This is a genomic window from Gluconobacter cerevisiae (genome assembly GCF_015244675.1).
Lineage (GTDB): Bacteria > Pseudomonadota > Alphaproteobacteria > Acetobacterales > Acetobacteraceae > Gluconobacter > Gluconobacter cerevisiae.
On sequence record NZ_JABCQO010000007.1, the window covers coordinates 1 to 17,994 of the forward strand.

18 protein-coding genes are annotated in these 17,994 nt (G+C 59.4%); 8 read left to right on the forward strand and 10 right to left on the reverse strand.

Going from position 1 to position 17,994, the window contains the following annotated elements:
* Positions 1 to 426: 426 nt before the first annotated feature.
* Genes ilvC through miaA form a run of 4 tightly spaced genes read right to left on the reverse strand, consistent with a single transcriptional unit; the run spans position 427 to position 4,789 of the window.
* Positions 427 to 1,446: a ketol-acid reductoisomerase gene (gene ilvC, locus HKD21_RS09140; protein WP_099285903.1), complete on the reverse strand. Its 1,020-nt coding sequence runs from the start codon at positions 1,444 to 1,446 to the stop codon at positions 427 to 429.
* Entirely contained in the window at positions 1,446 to 1,973 is a 528-nt protein-coding gene (gene ilvN, locus HKD21_RS09145) for an acetolactate synthase small subunit (protein WP_194255406.1), read from the reverse strand. Before ilvN ends, ilvC begins: the two co-directional genes overlap by 1 nt.
* Entirely contained in the window at positions 1,973 to 3,766 is a 1,794-nt protein-coding gene (gene ilvB, locus HKD21_RS09150; protein WP_194255407.1) for a biosynthetic-type acetolactate synthase large subunit, read from the reverse strand. The genes ilvN and ilvB overlap by 1 nt, the downstream gene beginning before the upstream one ends.
* Positions 3,767 to 3,796: 30 nt before the next feature.
* The gene (gene miaA / locus HKD21_RS09155; protein WP_194255408.1) at positions 3,797 to 4,789 is read right to left on the reverse strand and encodes a tRNA (adenosine(37)-N6)-dimethylallyltransferase MiaA; all 993 of its coding nucleotides are present in this window, start codon (positions 4,787 to 4,789) and stop codon (positions 3,797 to 3,799) included.
* A gap of 41 nt (positions 4,790 to 4,830) precedes the next feature.
* Here miaA and serB point away from each other — a divergent pair, with 41 nt between their 5' ends.
* Entirely contained in the window at positions 4,831 to 5,724 is an 894-nt protein-coding gene (gene serB / locus HKD21_RS09160) for a phosphoserine phosphatase SerB (protein ID WP_194255409.1), read from the forward strand.
* A gap of 67 nt (positions 5,725 to 5,791) precedes the next feature.
* On the opposite strand, the gene HKD21_RS09165 is transcribed toward serB, so the two are convergent.
* Together HKD21_RS09165 and HKD21_RS09170 are read right to left on the reverse strand one after the other, a co-directional pair.
* A complete protein-coding gene (locus HKD21_RS09165; RefSeq protein ID WP_194255410.1) occupies positions 5,792 to 6,253 on the reverse strand; it encodes a hypothetical protein in 462 nt (153 codons plus the stop codon).
* 113 nt (positions 6,254 to 6,366) lie between these two features.
* Positions 6,367 to 6,909 (reverse strand): DUF721 domain-containing protein, encoded by a 543-nt coding sequence (locus HKD21_RS09170; protein ID WP_194255411.1) that lies wholly within the window; start codon positions 6,907 to 6,909, stop codon positions 6,367 to 6,369.
* A gap of 10 nt (positions 6,910 to 6,919) precedes the next feature.
* Here HKD21_RS09170 and mutY point away from each other — a divergent pair, with 10 nt between their 5' ends.
* From mutY to HKD21_RS09190, 4 genes are all read left to right on the forward strand, one after another.
* Positions 6,920 to 7,978 carry an A/G-specific adenine glycosylase gene (mutY, locus tag HKD21_RS09175; protein WP_194255412.1) on the forward strand — a complete coding sequence of 353 codons (1,059 nt, stop codon included), beginning with the start codon at positions 6,920 to 6,922 and terminating at the stop codon, positions 7,976 to 7,978.
* Positions 7,975 to 8,610, forward strand: coding sequence for a hypothetical protein (locus HKD21_RS09180; protein ID WP_194255413.1), 636 nt, complete (start codon positions 7,975 to 7,977; stop codon positions 8,608 to 8,610). The genes mutY and HKD21_RS09180 overlap by 4 nt, the downstream gene beginning before the upstream one ends.
* A 296-nt stretch (positions 8,611 to 8,906) precedes the next feature.
* Positions 8,907 to 9,179 carry a hypothetical protein gene (locus HKD21_RS09185; protein WP_194255414.1) on the forward strand — a complete coding sequence of 91 codons (273 nt, stop codon included), beginning with the start codon at positions 8,907 to 8,909 and terminating at the stop codon, positions 9,177 to 9,179.
* 12 nt (positions 9,180 to 9,191) lie between these two features.
* Positions 9,192 to 10,883: an alpha-keto acid decarboxylase family protein gene (locus HKD21_RS09190; RefSeq protein WP_194255415.1), complete on the forward strand. Its 1,692-nt coding sequence runs from the start codon at positions 9,192 to 9,194 to the stop codon at positions 10,881 to 10,883.
* Between the two features lie 81 nt (positions 10,884 to 10,964).
* Here HKD21_RS09190 and HKD21_RS09195 read toward each other — a convergent pair whose 3' ends face one another.
* Positions 10,965 to 12,029 carry a transporter gene (locus HKD21_RS09195; RefSeq protein WP_194255416.1) on the reverse strand — a complete coding sequence of 355 codons (1,065 nt, stop codon included), beginning with the start codon at positions 12,027 to 12,029 and terminating at the stop codon, positions 10,965 to 10,967.
* A 241-nt stretch (positions 12,030 to 12,270) separates the two neighbouring features.
* Between HKD21_RS09195 and HKD21_RS09200 the strand changes: the two genes are divergently transcribed.
* From HKD21_RS09200 to HKD21_RS09210, 3 genes are all read left to right on the forward strand, one after another.
* On the forward strand, positions 12,271 to 12,648 hold the full coding sequence (locus HKD21_RS09200) for a hypothetical protein (RefSeq protein WP_194255417.1): 378 nt from the start codon (positions 12,271 to 12,273) through the stop codon (positions 12,646 to 12,648).
* A gap of 109 nt (positions 12,649 to 12,757) precedes the next feature.
* A complete protein-coding gene (gene ahcY, locus HKD21_RS09205) occupies positions 12,758 to 14,053 on the forward strand; it encodes an adenosylhomocysteinase (protein ID WP_062107190.1) in 1,296 nt (431 codons plus the stop codon).
* A gap of 75 nt (positions 14,054 to 14,128) precedes the next feature.
* A complete protein-coding gene (locus HKD21_RS09210; RefSeq protein WP_194255418.1) occupies positions 14,129 to 14,509 on the forward strand; it encodes a DUF3597 domain-containing protein in 381 nt (126 codons plus the stop codon).
* Positions 14,510 to 14,596: 87 nt separating this feature from the next.
* On the opposite strand, the gene HKD21_RS09215 is transcribed toward HKD21_RS09210, so the two are convergent.
* The 3 genes from HKD21_RS09215 to HKD21_RS14390 are packed head-to-tail and all read right to left on the reverse strand — an operon-like array spanning position 14,597 to position 17,975.
* The gene (locus HKD21_RS09215) at positions 14,597 to 15,772 is read right to left on the reverse strand and encodes a histidine-type phosphatase (RefSeq protein ID WP_194255419.1); all 1,176 of its coding nucleotides are present in this window, start codon (positions 15,770 to 15,772) and stop codon (positions 14,597 to 14,599) included.
* Complete coding sequence (locus HKD21_RS09220; protein WP_322782925.1) at positions 15,769 to 17,352, reverse strand: TonB-dependent receptor; 1,584 nt, start codon at positions 17,350 to 17,352, stop codon at positions 15,769 to 15,771. The genes HKD21_RS09215 and HKD21_RS09220 overlap by 4 nt, the downstream gene beginning before the upstream one ends.
* On the reverse strand, positions 17,322 to 17,975 hold the full coding sequence (locus HKD21_RS14390; RefSeq protein WP_228121255.1) for a TonB-dependent receptor plug domain-containing protein: 654 nt from the start codon (positions 17,973 to 17,975) through the stop codon (positions 17,322 to 17,324). The genes HKD21_RS09220 and HKD21_RS14390 overlap by 31 nt, the downstream gene beginning before the upstream one ends.
* Positions 17,976 to 17,994 lie beyond the last annotated feature (19 nt).

Genomic DNA, 17,994 nt, shown 5'->3' on the forward strand with positions numbered 1-17,994 from the left:
GAGGACCAGTTCGTCGTACGGTATCGCGTGGCTTTCGGCTTGCTCATCACTCCCAGCTACCAGTCTGGATTCATTCCGTGAATCCACTCCGAGCATTTACGCAACAAAGCCCCTGTTGGGCAAAAAATGCCCCCTTGGGCCAGGAAGCGCGCTAGTTACCGGCCCCTCCCCCCCGATGCAAGCACTTTATGGGGCAGTTCCTCAATATGTCATATATCTCCCCCGCCCCATGTTCCCATTGCATGAGAAAGAGGTTTTCCCTTTCCTGTACACAGGGCTGAGACACGGAAAAGCCACGTTCCACCCACTCCACACACAATTCGGGCGCCGGACCTCCGGGAAACGAATCCCGGATATCCTGACGCCCGACTGACGCTGATTCTGTATATTCCGAAAGAACGAATCCGCCCTTTCGGAACAGCCTGATCAGTTCTTGGTCTTGTCGACCAGCTTGCCCTTGGCAATCCACGGCATCATCGCACGCAGCTTCTCACCGGTCTTCTCGATCTGGTGAGCATCGTTGCGAGCGCGAATGGCCTTGAAGCCAACGCCACCGGACTGGTTCTCAAGGATGAAGTTGCGCACGAACGTGCCGTCCTGAATGTCCGTCAGGACGCGCTTCATTTCAGCCTTGGTTTCCGCCGTGATGATGCGCGGACCCGTCACGTACTCACCATACTCCGCAGTGTTGGAGATGGAGTAGTTCATGTTGGAAATGCCGCCTTCGTAGATCAGATCCACGATCAGCTTCATTTCGTGCAGACACTCGAAATACGCCATTTCCGGCGCATATCCGCCTTCAACCAGCGTCTCGAAACCAGCGCGGATCAGGTCAACGACGCCACCGCACAGGACAGCCTGTTCGCCAAACAGATCGGTTTCGACTTCTTCCTTGAAGGTCGTCTCGATGATGCCTGCACGGCCGCCACCATTGGCGCTGGCATAGGACAAGGCGATTTCGAGCGCATTGCCCGAAGCATTCTGCGCCACGGCCACGAGGGACGGAACGCCACCGCCACGCTGGTACTCGGAGCGAACCGTGTGGCCCGGGCCCTTCGGCGCGATCAGGAACACGTCCAGATCCGGACGGGCTTCAATGATGCGGAAATGGATGGACAGACCATGCGCGAAGGCAAGGGCTGCGCCCTGCTTCAGGTTCTTCTCAAGGCTGTCCTTGTACAGGGCGCCCTGGCCTTCATCCGGCGTCAGAACCATGACCACATCGGCCCACGCGGCTGCGTCTTCCGGGGACATGACCTTGAAACCAGCTTCTTCAGCCTTCTTGACGGCAGAAGACGTCGGACGCAGGCCGATGACGATGTCCGTCAGGCCGCTGTCCTTGAGGTTGTTGGCATGAGCGTGACCCTGGCTGCCATAGCCAATGATCGCGACTTTCTTGCTCTTGATCAGATTCAGATCGGCATCGCGATCATAATATACCCGCATCAGACAGGCTCCTTTTTAAGATGAAAGACAGAAGGACCGCGCCCGATGGCGGCAATCCCGGTGCGCGAAACCTCGGCCAGACCAAGGGGGCGCATCAACTCGATGAAAGCGTCGATCTTCTCGGGCGAGCCCGTCAGTTCGAACACGAAACTCGTAGCCGTCGTATCCACGGGCCGCGCACGGAACGAATCCGCAATGCGGAGGGCCTCCGTCCGACGCTCGCCGGACGAGACAACCTTCACCAGCGCAAGCTCACGGCCCACATACGGACCCTCTTCCGTCAGGTCACAGACATCATGTACCGGAATCAGGCGCTTGAGCTGCGCCTTGATCTGCCGGATCACCATCGGCGTACCCGACGTCAGCACCGTGATGCGCGAGAGCTTCTGCTCCGCATCCACCACCGCCACCGTCAGGCTCTCAATGTTGTACCCACGGCCAGAAAACAGACCGACCACACGGGCCAGCGCGCCACTCTCGTCCTCGATCAGGACCGAGATGACCGAATGTTGGATAATCTCCGTCATCAGACCAGCATCTTTCCTTCTTCGGTCAGTCCCGCCGCTTCGGAATCCTGATCCGGACCCAGCAGCATCTGGTTATGCGCCGCACCCGATGGGATCATCGGATAGCAGTTCTCGCCCTCCGCCACACAGATATCGGCCACGACCGGCCCATCATGCGCCAGCATCCGACGGATCACGTCATCCAACTCGCCCACATGCGTCGCCCGCATCCCGGTTGCATGGAACGCCTCGGCCAGCTTCACGAAATCCGGCAGCGCCTCGCTGTAGGACTGCGAATAGCGCGAGCCGTGAAGCAGTTCCTGCCACTGACGGACCATGCCCATATAGTGGTTGTTCAGGATAAAGATCTTCACCGGCAGACGGTACTGCGCGATCGTCCCCAGTTCCTGGATGTTCATGAGCGTGGATGCCTCACCGGCAATGTCGATCACCAGCGCATCCGGGTGCGCCACCTGCGCGCCCACGGCGGCTGGTAGACCATAGCCCATCGTCCCCAGACCACCCGACGTCAGCCAGCGGTTCGGCTTGTCGAACTGGAAATGCTGGGCCGCCCACATCTGGTGCTGCCCGACTTCGGTGGACACGAACGTATCGCGCCCCGTTTCCTTCGCCAGCTCATACAGACGGCGAACCGCATGCTGCGGACGGATGATGGCAGACGGCGTCATGTCCTGCGTGAAGCCGAATCCGTCCACACTCCGCCAGGACGCGATCTGGTTCCACCAGGTCGACAGATCCGGCGCAGGCGTCTCCCCCCAGCCTTCGAGCAGCGCCTCAAGCGTATCGCGCACATCGCCTTCGATCCGCACATCCACCGGCACGATCTTGTCGATCTGGCTCGGGTCGATATCGGCATGAACCTTGAACGAATTGGGCGAGAACGCATCCACACGCCCCGTCACGCGGTCATCGAAACGCGATCCCAGAGCGATCAACAGATCACAGCCATGCGTGGCCATGTTCGCCTCGACCGAACCGTGCATGCCCAGCATGCCCAGAAACTGCGGATCGGGAGACGGAAACGCCCCCAGCCCCATCAGCGTGGACGTCACCGGGAAACCGGTCTTGCGCGCCAGACGACGCAGAAGGTCCGACGCTTCCGGCCCGGAATTGATGATGCCACCGCCCGTGTAGAAGAGCGGACGTTTCGCCGTCTTCATGGCTTCGAGGGTCCGGGCGATCGCGATCGCATCCGGTCCACCCTGATGACGCAGCCGCTGCAACCGCGACAGTGCAGGCTTCGTCAGAGGTGCCTTGCCGACCGTGATATCCTTGGGCAGATCCACCAGAACCGGCCCCGGACGTCCCGAGCGCGCAACCTCGAACGCCTCACGCACGATCTGTGCCAGCGTTCCGGGCTCCCGGACGAGATAATTGTGCTTGGTCGCAGGGCGCGTGATGCCCGTCGTGTCGGCTTCCTGAAACGCATCATTGCCGATCAGCTTCGTCGGCACCTGACCCGCCAGACAGACGAGCGGAATGGAATCCATCAGCGCGTCCACAAGCCCGGTCACGGCATTGGTCGCCCCCGGCCCCGACGTCACCAGAACCACGCCAACCTTGCCCGTCGAGCGCGCATAGGCTTCCGCCGCATGAACGGCGGCCTGCTCGTGACGCACAAGAATGTGTCGAATCCGGTCCTGCTTGAAAAGAGCATCGTAAATCGGAAGGACAGCCCCACCCGGATATCCGAATATGACCTCCACACCTTCTTCATCGAGAACGCGCAGAAGCACTTCCGCGCCATTCAGCGCCTCGTTGCCTGTTCCTGCGTCTCTTTCAGCAGCCGTCACCGTTTCCTCCCAAGGTATGAGCGGCGGGATTTAGGACGACAACGCGGCGGCGTCAACTCGTTCCGATATAAAGTTCTCTATTTTTTCATAATCACTTTCCGAATCTTGCGCAAAATGGGTATATCTACGCAACGAAATCATCGCGCCACCCTCTTTCCCCAACGCATGATGCCGGAACCACGTCGCCTGCCGCCGCGTATAGCGCCCGATGGCAAGGACCGCGGATTTCCGCGCTTCCTCAAGCGTTTCTTCTCCTCGCAGAACGGAGGCCAGTTCAGGCACGCCATGAGCACGCATGGCAGGTAGAACCGGATCAAGCCCTCTCTCCAGCAGACGGGACACTTCCTCCAGAGCCCCGGCCTCCAGCATCTGCCCGAATCTGACATCAATCGCCCGGCGCAACCCCTCCCGCTCAGGGTCAAGCTGCACGGACACAAACCGGCACGGCGCAGGTGGCAAACCCGGCTGCGACCGCCACCAGGCCAGCCCATGCCCTGTCCCCGTCCAGACCTCCCAAGCCCGCGAAATCCGCTGCGTATCGTTCGGACGCAGACCAGACGCCGTTTCAGGGTCAACCTGCATCAGACGCCCATGCAGCGCCTCCGGCCCGATCCCTTCCGCCAGCCCCCGTGCTTCGGTCCGCGCAGCCTCTCCGGGGTCCGGCACCTCCACCAGCCCATCCGTCAGCGCCCGTAGATACATCCCCGTGCCGCCACACAGGATCGGCATACGCCCCACGGCCCACGCCTCGTCCATTTCCCGCAAGGCTTCTGACCGCCACCAGGCCACACTGCCCGGCACCGCCGCATCCAGAACCCCGTAAAGCCGGTGCGGGACAGCAGCCTCATCCGCGTCATCAGGCCGGGCCGTCAGAATCCGCAGATCGCGGTAAACCTGCATGGAATCCGCGTTGATAACCGTACCGTCAAAGCGTCGCGCAAGATCGAGCGCCAGTGCTGACTTGCCGGAGCACGTCGGTCCGGCCACAATGATCGCAGTTTTTGTTGTCTTCGGGGCGTTCATTCTCCCCTCCTGCCACACGTGCCGGACCGTTACGAGATCTCATGTCCCTTCCTGCCGTCCTGACCCTTATCGCTGACCGGAAATCCGGTCCCCTCAAACCCGAAGCCATCGACGTGGCCCGCACGCTCGTCAAAGGCAGCGCACCCATCGTCCTGTCTCCGGGCGAAGCAGTGGACATTCCCTGCCCGCCGCCGCGCCCCGGATCGGCCAGCATCGCCACGATCCGGGCGACGCTTGCGCCCTACCGCGTCGATGCACTGCTCCTCAAAACGCGTGGCCGCCGCCGCGCCGTCCTCGTCGCGGACATGGACAGCACCATCGTCACGGGCGAAACGCTGGACGAAATGGCCGCCCTGCTGGGCTGCGGCGAAGAAGTCGCAGCCATTACCCGCGCGTCGATGAGCGGCGAACTGGATTTTGATGCGGCCCTTGAACAGCGCGTGGCTCTTCTGGCCGGGAAGCCGGCTTCGGTTCTCGAACAGGTCTGGGAATCCGTCACCCTGACGGAAGGGGCCCGGGAACTCGTGCAGACCATGCGCAAGCATAATGGCCGGACGGCGCTGGTCTCGGGCGGCTTCACATGGTTCACCCAGCGCGTGGCCGAGCTTTGCGGATTCGACGAGAATTACGGCAATGAACTGGAAATCGAGGACGGCAAAATCACCGGCCGTCTCGCGGCCCCGATCCTCGGCCCCGACGCCAAGCGCGACCATCTCGAACGCCTGACTTCAGAGCGCGGCGTGCAGCTTCGTGCCGCCCTGACGACCGGCGACGGCGCCAACGACATCCCCATGCTCGCCAGCGCGGGCCTTGGTCTGGCTTTCCACGCCAAACCCAATGTCCGCCGCATCATTTCCACGCAGATCAACTTCGCTAACCTGCGCGCGCATCTTTTCGCACAGGGCTATCACGCGAAGGATTTCGTCACGGACTGACCGGGCCTCAAACCCGCAGGATACAAAAAAGCCGCCGGAGACTCTACTCCAGCGGCTTTTTTTTCGATCAGTACCCCCAGGTGTAAGGCGGCACGTCCGAATAAGAAGGCTCGGCGTAATAGCCGGGGGCATAACCCGGCGCATATCCATATCCGCCATACCCGCCACCATAACCATAAGGCGAGGCCTCGATTGCCATCCCGGTCGCGACGCCAAGCCCGACACCCAGGCCCCAGCCACCCCAGCCCCAACCGCCGCCCCAGCCCGGCATCCCCCAGCCATAACCGAACCAGCCGGGTCCGCCCCAGCCGTTCCAGCCACCCCAGCCCGGATAACCCCAGCCGCCAAAGCGCGGACCACCCCAACCTCCACGCCAGCCACCACCACGGTAGCCCCAACCGGGACGCCCACCGCCATGGAAGCCGCCGCCACCCGGACCTCCGCCATGCTGGGCAAAAGCGGGAACAGAAATCGTGGACGCCAGCAAGGCCAGCATCAATGCGGCAGCTGATCTGTGGGTGAAGGTCATGGCAAGTCTCCTGCGGGAAAGCCCGATCATGTGTCCCATATCGGCATTACCAGATCGTGTAGAAAGAGGGGCTTTCCATGACGAAACAACTTGTTTCACGTGAAACACTTCCGTCACCTTCGCCTGCGCTGCGCCCCCAGATGCCCACCAAGACTCTCCAGCGCCAGACGAAGCTCCTCGTCCTCGATATCCGGCACGTCGATCTGCAACGGTTTCGGGCGCTTCGGCGTCGGTCGCTCGAACGCCACCAGATCCTGAACGATCTTCAGTCGCTCGATCCCATATTCGCCCCGCAACCCACACGCCACATTGATGCGCTCAATGATCTGCGGCGCCAGATGCTGAAGCTCCATGGCAATCGGCCCCGCACAGGCCAGCGTCAGCGTTCCCGCAGATAAACGACGCGGTTCGGTCTGTTTTGCCAGACGCGGGCCGACAAAATCTGCCCAATCCATCATCAGACGGGCCAGAACCGGCGGCTTCTTTTTGAAAACAGGCTGCGTCAGCGCCTGCACAAAAGACCCGATCTGCTTTGTGCCCGAACGGCGGGGCGTCCAGTTGCGGTCTGCTGGCACCCAGCCATCAGGCTCCTGCGCCGGTTTCTTTCGGGCCGTATTTCGTAACGGGCGCTTGTCCGAACCGCGATCCTTCGTCATATCCGTTCCCGTGACTCCTGATGCATCCGCCCTGCTGCGCTGGTACGACCACCACCGCCGCGCCCTTCCCTGGCGCAGCCTGCCCGGCCAGCGTCCAGACCCGTATGCCGTCTGGCTAAGCGAAATCATGCTCCAGCAGACGACCGTCAAAGCCGTCATATCCTATTACGAGCGCTTTCTCACGCATTACCCTACCGTACAGGATCTCGCGGCAGCCCCGCTTGAAGACGTCCTGCATCTCTGGGCTGGCCTCGGTTACTATGCCCGTGCCCGCAATCTCCACGCCTGCGCGAAACGGGTCTCCGAACGCGGCGGTTTCCCCGATACGGTCGAAGACCTACTGACCCTTCCCGGAATCGGCGCCTACACAGCCCGCGCCATCGCCGCCATCGCCTTCGGACGCCCCGTTGTCCCCGTTGACGGTAATGTCGAACGCGTCACGGCCCGCCTGAACGCCACAGAAGAGCCGCTTCCCGGCGCACGCCCCCTTCTGGCGAAACAGGCCGCACGCCTGAACGCCGATCCTGTTGCAAAAAGCCGTCCGTCAGACTTCGCTCAGGCCCTGTTCGACCTCGGCGCAACGATCTGCACACCCCGCAATCCCGCCTGCCTGACCTGCCCCTGGCAGACCTCCTGCATCGCCCACGCCCGCGGAGTCGCAGCCCAGCTTCCGGCCAAACAACCCAAACAGGCACGCCCGACACGCTACGGCGCACATTTCCTCCTGCATGATACCAACGGTCAGATCCTGCTGCGGACCCGTCCCCCAACCGGCCTGCTCGGCAGCATGGACGAACTCCCCGGAACCGACTGGCGCAGTACACCCTGGAGCGAAGACGAAGCCCTCGCTCATGCACCCTGCCTGACCGACTGGGCGCACAGAGGCGAAATCCGCCATGTCTTCACCCATTTCACCCTGTACCTCACGGTTTATGAGGCTTACCTTCCACAGGCTCATAATGCAGGGATCGATTCCTCTTTCGGCACGTTCCGTTCCACGAAGCGCGCCGCCCTGCCCGGCGTCATGAAGAAATGTCTGGCCCTCACCAAACAGCCTTCGGAGACATGATGACTGAGACCACCCCGACACTCCGCCTCTGGTTCATGGACTGGTTCGGCTGGATGCTCGATCATAATTCCGTAAGGGATGCCCTCGACCGCACCCCCTTTCAGGAAGGCCGTCTTCCGGGTCTCAGCATCGCCGTTCCCTTACCTTTCCATCTTCCCTGCCGTCCGCTTCTGGAAAAGCGGATTTCAATGCCCCGCCCATTTCCTGAAATGGAAATGCAGGAATTCCTCCCGAACCGCGTAGTTTTTTTCATTCCGCGAACCAGCACCTATCTGAGAAGCTCTCCTCTTGGGCCTGAACCCGTAGATTTCTTGGCCCTGGAGCCAGGGGGATGGGAAATCTTCTTTCCCATGACGATCGAGATGCTGCGTGGGTTGTCCCTGATCCTCAAGCCCAACACTGTAAAGCTGCAAGACGATGCGGGGCACGACCTTCCTGCACCCACGCTCCAACAGGGATTCATGCTCCAGTTTGGCGACCGGCATCTTCCATTATTCCTGAACACGACAGCTCTGATCCAGATCGGCCAGATCATGCCAGGAGCCACTGCCAAAGTCGCACTGACATGGGAAGACGACGCCCCACCTGCCTATTTTAACGTATCCCGCGAAACCCCGTTCAATCATCAATAGTATAAAAACAGGCCAACTAGAGAAATATGTGAAAACTTTTACCCCATATCTCTGAAATACCACGATGATTTCTGTAATCCGAAATACCTGAAAAAGACTATTCCAGTCCTCATCCTTTTCACGGAAATTGTCTGTCTGTATTCAATTCCCCCTCATGAGAAAGGGTTTTTTCAATTAATTGTAATTTTTGATTGATGTCCTTCACAGACAGGATTTTTGTTCTAAACATTTATGCGTCTGGAGCAGACAGGCATTTAATACGAAGCCGGTCTGTTTTCCGGCTGTCATGGGAAGATATGTCAGCAACAGATTATTTTCTTGCCGCTTCAGGGGGCCGTCTTAACGGAACGGACCGTCTATTCTTTTACGCTCCCGGTTATTTAACGACAGAAAATCGCTATCCCGACTTTCACGATTTTCCGCTCCTCCCTGACGGCACATCGCCCCTCACTACCCTGCTCCAGACACCAGCCCGCAACCTGCCATCCGCCTGTCTCGGGTCGGATGACTGCATGGTCCTGTCAGCACGCCAGACCATCCAGTCATCTGACCGTCACTACGGCTCCTGAGGTATCGAAATCATGACCTACACTGTCGGACATTATCTTGCCGAACGCCTGACACAGATCGGCCTGAAGCATCATTTCGCCGTCGCGGGTGACTACAACCTCGTGCTGCTCGACCAGATGATCGAACAGGGTGGCACCAAGCAGATCTATGACTGCAACGAGCTGAACTGCAGCTTCGCCGCTGAGGGCTATGCCCGCGCCAATGGCGCTGCCGCAGCCATCATCACCTTCAGCGTCGGCGCGATTTCCGCCATGAACGGTCTGGGCGGCGCTTACGCCGAGAACCTGCCGATCCTCGTGATTTCCGGCGCACCGAACACCAACGATCACGGTTCGGGCCACGTCCTGCACCACACGATCGGCACGACCGAATACAGCTACCAGATGGAAATGGCGAAGCACGTCACCTGTGCCGCCGAAAGCATCACCTCCGCCGAAACGGCTCCGGCAAAGATCGACCACGTCATCCGCACCATGCTGCGCGAAAAGAAGCCGGCCTATCTCGAAATCGCCTGTAACGTCTCGGCCGCGCCCTGCGTCCGTCCGGGCCCGGTCTCGTCCCTGCACGCCCATCCGCGCCCTGACGAAGCCAGCCTCAAGGCCGCTCTGGACGAGAGCCTGAGCTTCCTCGACAAGGCCAGCAAGGTCGCCATCCTCGTCGGCACCAAGCTGCGCGCTGCCGAAGCCCTTAAGGAAACGGTCGAACTGGCCGACAAGCTCGGGTGCCCCGTGACGGTCATGGCCGCCGCCAAGAGCTACTTCCCCGAAACGCATCCCGGCTTCCGTGGCGTGTACTGGGGCGATGTCAGCAGCCCGGGCGCACAGGAAATCATCGAAGGCGCCGATGCCGTGATCTGCCTGGCTCCCGTCTGGAACGATTACTCCTCGGGCGGCTGGCAGAGCATCATCCGTGGCGAGAAGGTTCTTGAGGTCGATCCGGACCGCGTGACCGTCAACGGCAAAACCTTCGACGGCTTCCGCCTCAAGGAATTCGTCAAGGCCCTGAGCGAGAAGGCCCCGAAGAAGTCCGCAGCCCTGACCGGCGAATACAAGCCCGTCATCCTGCCGAAGGCCGATCAGGCAAAGCCGCTGACCAACGACGAAATGACCCGCCAGATCAACGAACTGGTCGACGGCAACACCACCCTTTTCGCCGAGACCGGCGACTCATGGTTCAACGCCATGCGCATGCACCTTCCCGAAGGTGCGAAGCTCGAGACGGAAATGCAGTGGGGCCATATCGGCTGGTCCGTTCCGTCCATGTTCGGTAACGCCACCGGTTCGCCGGAACGTCAGCATGTTCTGATGGTCGGTGACGGTTCTTTCCAGCTCACCGCGCAGGAAGTGGCCCAGATGGTCCGCTACGAACTGCCGGTCATCATCTTCCTCGTGAACAACCACGGCTACGTCATCGAAATCGCCATCCATGACGGCCCGTACAACTACATCCAGAACTGGGACTACGCCGCTCTGATGCAGTGCTTCAACCAGGGCGTCCCCGGCGAAGAAAGCGGCAAGTACGGTCTCGGCCTGCATGCCACGACGGGCGAGGAACTGGCCGAAGCCATCGCCAACGCCAAGAAGAACACCCGCGGCCCGACGCTCATCGAGTGCAAGCTCGACCGGACGGACTGCACCAAGACGCTGGTTCAGTGGGGCAAGGCTGTTGCAGCCGCAAACTCCCGCAAGCCCCAAAACACCTGATCAGAATCAGGTCTCTAACGAAAAACCCCCGTGTCAGACACGGGGGTTTTTTCTTTTGTACCGCATAAAACCTGACAACCGTCAGAGCAGACGCGCCACCTTCATGAACAGAAACGTCACACTCATGAAGACGAAACAGACAATGCCTGCCTCCACCGTCCCCAAAGACCCCTGAGCCAGAAACATCCCGCCGGTATTCATCCCGAAGAACCCGGTCACGAATGTCGCGGGCAGCATCAACGTGGTCCCGACCGAGACGATATACAGCCGCCGGTTGGTCTCTTCCGCCTGATTGGACCCAAGTTCGTCCTGCAACGAGCGAGCACGGTCCTGAAGCGCAATCAGATCGTCCAGAGCCGCATGAACCTGCCGCTCCGCACGGTCCCGCAGTTCATCCTCCGCCCAGTCCGGAAGATCCAGATCCTCATCTTTCAGAACACGGTCAATTGGCGTCACCACCCGGCGCAATTCGGTCGCACGACGCCGCACCTTGCCCACGATACTACCCAGATGCCCCAGATCGGAGCGATGCTCGATCAGCAGAAGCACATCTTCCGCCCGATCCAGCTCATCATCCAGATGCCCAAGCTGCCGCCGCACCGTCCCGGTAAATTCCCGCAAGGCACGATCAATAATCCCTGCAGGCGTCTTGGGAATCTGATCCGGCCTCAGAGAACGATAGGCCGCCCCCAGCACCGGAATAGGATTGCGCCGCGTCGTAATCAGCAGATCCGGGCGCATCGCAAAGCGCCAGGCACAGATCTCCCTGTCATCTTCGGACAGCGCATCGTCAAAGGCGGGTAACGCTCCCCAGATCAGATCCTCGAAAGCCTCAAGCGCAATGCCGTATTCCGTCTCGGCCAGCATGGCGCAAACGTCGTCGGGCAGATCCGGCAGATGCGCGACATAGCCGCGAGCAGAACTGTGTACCGTATCGAAATGCAGCCAGTACCAGCCTTCGTTCTCAAGCGGACGCCCCGGCGCCAGGAGCGCCTCGACCTCAGCCGATCCCAGCGTGCGCAGTTCCTGCCCCGGAACGGCATGAACGGCCCAGACAAGCCCGTTCGCGAATGCGGGCGCACCGGTTTCCTGATGCTGTGGGTCCAGAACCGTGAAGGGGAAGTTGTAGGCAGTGCTGTCTGACACGACATCCTCCTGTTTTCAGGGGGTTCAGGACCGGCAGAACCGGCATGCAGGTTCAACAGAAACGACGGGGCAACGCGCCCTCTCCGGCTTCTCGCATGCCCTGCATACAGACGCAATATACCCGTCTTTCCGCATCCAAACCGTCACGAAAATGCAACTCCGCCCCAAACAGACAGTTAAAACTCCATATCGCAATGAGTCAGCCCCATACACGGGCGCTCTCTTTTGGGAAGGAATATCCATGTCCATCCGCACAGCATTCTTCGCCACAAGCCTTCTGCTCGGCACCGCCATCGCCGCTCCTGCCGCAATGGCTCAGGCTGTCAGCGCGCCCAGCAACGACCAGCCGCAGACTTCGACCTCCGCGATCCAGAAAGCGCAGAACTCCACGATCAGCCAGCCGAATAACGCCCTGCCGACCAATCCGCGCACCGTAACGGAACAGCCGGACCAGCCTGCGCCCGCCGCCCCCGGTCCCATGACCCACAGCCCGAACGAAACCGGCCCCGTCCCGTCAAACCAGAAGGACGTCCACAGGCTTCCCGGCAAACATCATCACGCCCACAAGAAAACCTCCGCACCAACCGACGCGACACCGCAGACCACAGCGCCGGAATAACGCGTCCGAACAGACATACAGAGAGCCGATTGCCGGGCCCGCCCTTTCCGCGGGTCCGCCAAGCCTTTATACAGGCAGCCATCCAAAGATGGGCAGCAAGGGCCACTTCATGACGACGCAGGATTACAAGGTTCGCGATATCACTCTCGCAGACTGGGGCCGCAAGGAAATCTCCATCGCCGAAGGCGAAATGCCAGGCCTGATGGCTCTTCGCGAAGAGTACAAAGACACACAGCCGCTCAAGGGCGCCCGCATCGCCGGCTGTCTGCACATGACCATCCAGACCGCCGTTCTGATCGAGACGCTGATCGACCTCGGCGCCACGGTCCGCTGGTCCTCTTGCAACATCTTCTCTACGCAGGATCACGCTGCAGCAGCCATCGCCGCAGCAAACATCCCCGTTTTCGCCTGGAAGGGCCTGACGGAAGAAGAGTTCAACTGGTGCATCGAGCAGACCATCCATGGTCCCGATGGCTGGACGCCGAACATGATCCTCGATGATGGCGGCGACCTCACCATCATGATGCACGACAAGTACCCCGAAATGCTCAAGGACGTGCGCGGCATCTCCGAAGAGACGACAACGGGCGTGCATCGTCTGTGGGAAATGTCCAAGAAGGGCACGCTGAAGGTTCCGGCCATCAACGTGAACGACAGCGTCACGAAGTCCAAGTTCGACAACCTGTATGGCTGCCGTGAGAGCCTCGTGGACGCAATCCGTCGCGGCACGGATGTCATGATGGCTGGCAAGGTCGCCGTGGTTGCCGGTTATGGTGACGTGGGCAAGGGCTCCGCTGCCTCCCTGCGCAACGCAGGCTGCCGCGTGCTCGTGACCGAAGTTGATCCGATCTGCGCCCTTCAGGCCGCCATGGAAGGCTATGAAGTCGTTACGATGGAAAACGCAGCACCGCGCGGCGACATCTTCGTCACCTGCACGGGCAACGTGGACATCATTACGATCGACCATGTGCGCGAGATGAAGGACCGTGCGATCGTCTGCAACATCGGTCACTTCGACAGCGAAATCCAGGTCGAAGCCCTGCGCAACTATCGCTGGAACAACATCAAGCCGCAGGTCGACGAGATCGAACTGGCTCCGAACCGCCGCATCATCCTTCTGTCCGAAGGCCGTCTGGTGAATCTGGGCAACGCAACGGGCCACCCGTCCTTCGTGATGTCCGCATCCTTCACCAACCAGACGCTCGCGCAGATCGAACTGTGGACGGCAAAGCCGGGCCAGTACGAGGTCAAGGTTTATACCCTGCCGAAGTCTCTGGACGAGAAGGTCGCTGCCCTGCACCTCGCAAAGGTCGGCGCAGAACTTTCCAAAATGTCACAGAAACAGGCGGACTACATCGACGTTCCCGTCAATGGTCCGTTCAAGCACGAAGAATACCGCTACTAAGACGAGGCCGGTCTGGAAGGGCGAAACCCCGGTTGCGCCCTTTCCCGATTTCCTTAACCAGAAGGAGTTACACCCATGGGTCTTTTCAGCACGATCATGTCCAAGATCTTCGGACATGCAGAAGCCGCAACACCGTCCACCAGCGCAGCCCCGGCTGACGCAGCCGCTCCGGCCGCAGCAGCAACTCCGGCAGCAGCGCCCGTGGATGTAGACGCCGTCCTGTCCGGTCTGGCCGCAAATGCTGGTCAGCCGCTGAACTACAAGACTTCCATCGTGGATCTCCTGAAGCTGCTCGGTCTCGACAGCTCGCTCCAGTCCCGCAAGGAACTGGCCAGCGAACTGCATTATTCGGGCAGCACGGACGACACCGCGACGATGAACGTCTGGCTCATCAAGCAGGTCTATGCCGAGCTGGCCAAGAATGGCGGCAAGGTTCCGGCTGACTGGACGCACTGATCCGCGCCCCGTCCACACGGACACCATAAAAAAAGCTCGGCTGGTAACAGCCGGGCTTTTTTTACGTCTGATCGCAGAAGCTGCCGCTCAGGGAAGGACGGGGTTTCGCGGCTCCAGCGTCTGCATAGAACGCTCAACACCAGACGCCTGCCCCGCACGCAGCTCTTCCAGAGACTGATGGAATATCCGTACTTTCACTTCCACATGCCGGTCCGGATAACGCCACCGCTCGAACGCCAGGACCGTATCCGGAGCCGTGCTGTCCGGCTGATCGGCAAACGCCCATGACAGCCCGAAGATCGCCGCCAGCGCGTCCTGATTCGTATCGTGCCCCGCCAGAACCAGCAGACGCGTGGACGCCGTTACACCCGGAATCTCCGTCACCGGACGGTCCACCAGAAACGCCCGGATGCTTTCGGCCATCACCCCATTACGCGCCGCCGCTACAACAGGCAGACGCCGCAACATCCGGCTCTCTGCTTCATGAACCGGCAGAACGGTTTTCAGCAGCCCCGGAACGTCCGCTTTGGCAGACCCGAAAACATCCAGCGGAAAGCCCTCGGAATAGAGCAGCAGCAGACTTTCCGCCGCCATGCCACCCGTCGCCACCCCTCCAGAGAGACGCGGCGCGCCTTTCTTCCATTCAAGCACCACATCATCACGCAGACACCACGCCGTATGCGCAACACCATCATACGCGCCGGGCGCCAACACGGTCTGCAAAGCGTGCAAACCATGCTGAACATCCGCACTCTTTGAGACGGGCAACATGGAAGCAAACGCCTGCTCGGTCTCATGCTTCGACGGCACCGCGCGACCAGCCGAAATGGCATTGAACACTGGGTCCGGCCCATGTGCCTGCCATTGCGCAGAAACATGGCAGTCCGGAGCCAGACCCCGCGCCCAAACCTGACCGGTCTGCTGCGTCCGATGATCCACGCCATCCGCCCAGATCCGCACGCCATCGGAACAGGATCGTAACGGATTAAATCCGAGATCCACATAATGCGTCCGGACAGCCTGAACCATGGCCCCAAGCGCCACAGCCCCATGCGACGTCATTTCTCCGGGCGCAACAGACCATTCCGGCCAGTCAAAACCGGTCTTCTCCCGCAAAGCCGCCGCAGAAGCCGTCGGACTGCGGATCCCGTGCCGCGACAGCAGCACAACTTTTTCCAGAACAGGCCCTGACGGCACAGAGGCACCGCCCGAACATCCCGTCAGGAAAAAAGCCAACAGAACGACAGAGTGCGTCTTTTTCACGGGAAAGTCGCCGTCATGTTGAAGAAGACGCTGCGCCCTGCCAGACGCCAGTAAAGCGGCGCATCACCATAAGACTGATTGCCCGCAAAATCGCTGATGGAGCGGTTGTTGAAGAGGTTGGAAATCTTGAGGCTCGGCGTCACGTCGCGCATGAAACCACCGATATTATGAATGCGCCACCCCAGCGCCAGATCCGCAGTCACGTTACTGTGGATTTTATACTGGTTTTCAAACGCCGCATTTCCAGCCGCATTCGTGGTGCTGTCCAGCCCCCAGTGATGCCCGACATATTTTCCCATCAGCGAGAAATACGGCCCCTTCGGATTTTCATAAAGCAGACCGAACGACGCCAGTGAATCCGGCGTCGTCGCAACGCGCACGGTGCTATGTTTGTAGCGCGCATCATTGACGCTGTAATTGCCGTAAAGCGAGAATCCATATCCAATGACATACTGCCCCTCAAGCTCGATCCCCTTATAAATCGCACCGCCACTGTTCACGTATGTAGACGTGGTTCCGATACCATCAACCTTGATCTGTGCGGATGCGATATAATTGGAAAAATCGATATAATATCCATCCAACGACAGCATCCAGTTTTTGCCGTGATAAACCGATCCAACCTGATAATTCAGCGTCGTTTCAGGCTTCACGTTTCCAACCGACTTCACCTGAAAAACCGACATCGGAGGCGCTAGAAAACCCCGCGCGATCTGCGCATAAGCGCTCCAGTTTTTCATGATACGTTGATTGATCGCAATGGATGGCTGCCATGATCCATAATGCTGTGTATCATTCAGCGGCACTTTTGTGGACTTGTTAATGGCCGCATCATAATCCCGTGTGAACATGGAATATTTCATACCCGGCTTGATAACCACCCCCTTCCAGGGATGAATATCCAGTTCAAGGTAGGGCTGAATGGTCGTGTTCAGATCGGAAATATCATAGCTGTAAGCCGACCCTGTTTTGGACGGAACCGGTATCGCATTTTTACTCAGATCTAGCGCATAGGTGTACCGACGGTCCTTCTGCACATCCGCCCACACACCGAACAGAACATCCCCGTAAGACGTATGCGCCTTGAACCGTAATGTATCACCATAAGAACGGAATTTGGCGTCCGCATATTTTCCGGGAATATCATGAGCATAGGTCGCCACCTTTTTCCCAGCCGTATTATAGAACGTCACACCATTCGCAGCCGTACTCGTCTGACTGGCATCCGTGCTCTCCGTATAATCATGCTCAAACCCGCTCGTATAAAGCTGGTTTTCCATCGTCAGCCATGATGCAAGACGACTTTTCAGGCTGACATAATCGAAATCAGACGTGTAGGTGCTAGGATTATATCCATAATAACACTGCGCGGCCGGGTCGTTGCACAGCCCGTAATTCTTCCCATATTTTGCATATTCTGCGAGCGTCGCGCCCTGCGTCGTAAACTGCCATTCCTTGTTATAGGTCGTCTCAAATGTCAGCGTCGTCTCGGGCGCAAGATCAATCACATCCTTGAACATCAGATTGCTCCGGCGCTCTGCCGAATTGGTCAGATAGCCATTCGTTTCCTCGTGCTGCATATCAAGGAATGCACGACCAAAACGCGTCTTACCACTATCGAACTCGATCCCTCCAGCCCGCGTATTAAAACTGCCGTAGGTCCCATACAACGACACCCCCCCCTCTTGGCCGGCGGCGTCTTGGACGTGAAACCCATCGTGCCACCAAACGTGGCATTTCCAATCGTCGAGCCCGTTCCAGGGCCGCGATCAATCTGCGCCTCCCCCAGAAAATGCGAAATAAACAAAGACGACGTCGTGTGATGCAGATCGGTGGCATCGCCAAACGGAATGCCATCAAACGTCATGTTGTACTGGCCGTCCTGAAACCCGCGCAGGCTCATCGCCTCTGCCTTACCCATTCCGGGTCCGTTAGGATTTTGCGAATAAACGCTCGGCTGGAAGCGGATAATATCGTCGATGCTGGCAAGCGGAATAATGTTGTTGCTCAAAAACCCTGACTGAATTTTTGATGTCGGCTCCGTAATGTCCAGCGGGACCGTGGCAGGCGCAATCCGCGCCGCATGACCAAGTACGGTCAGGTTTTCCACACCGGGCGTCGCGTCTTTTTCTTTTCTGGTTTTATGCTCCTCATGCTTTTTCTGTTTTGCATCAGGAACATCAGCCTGCGCGCCTCCTCCCAAAAACAGGGCACCGGCAAAG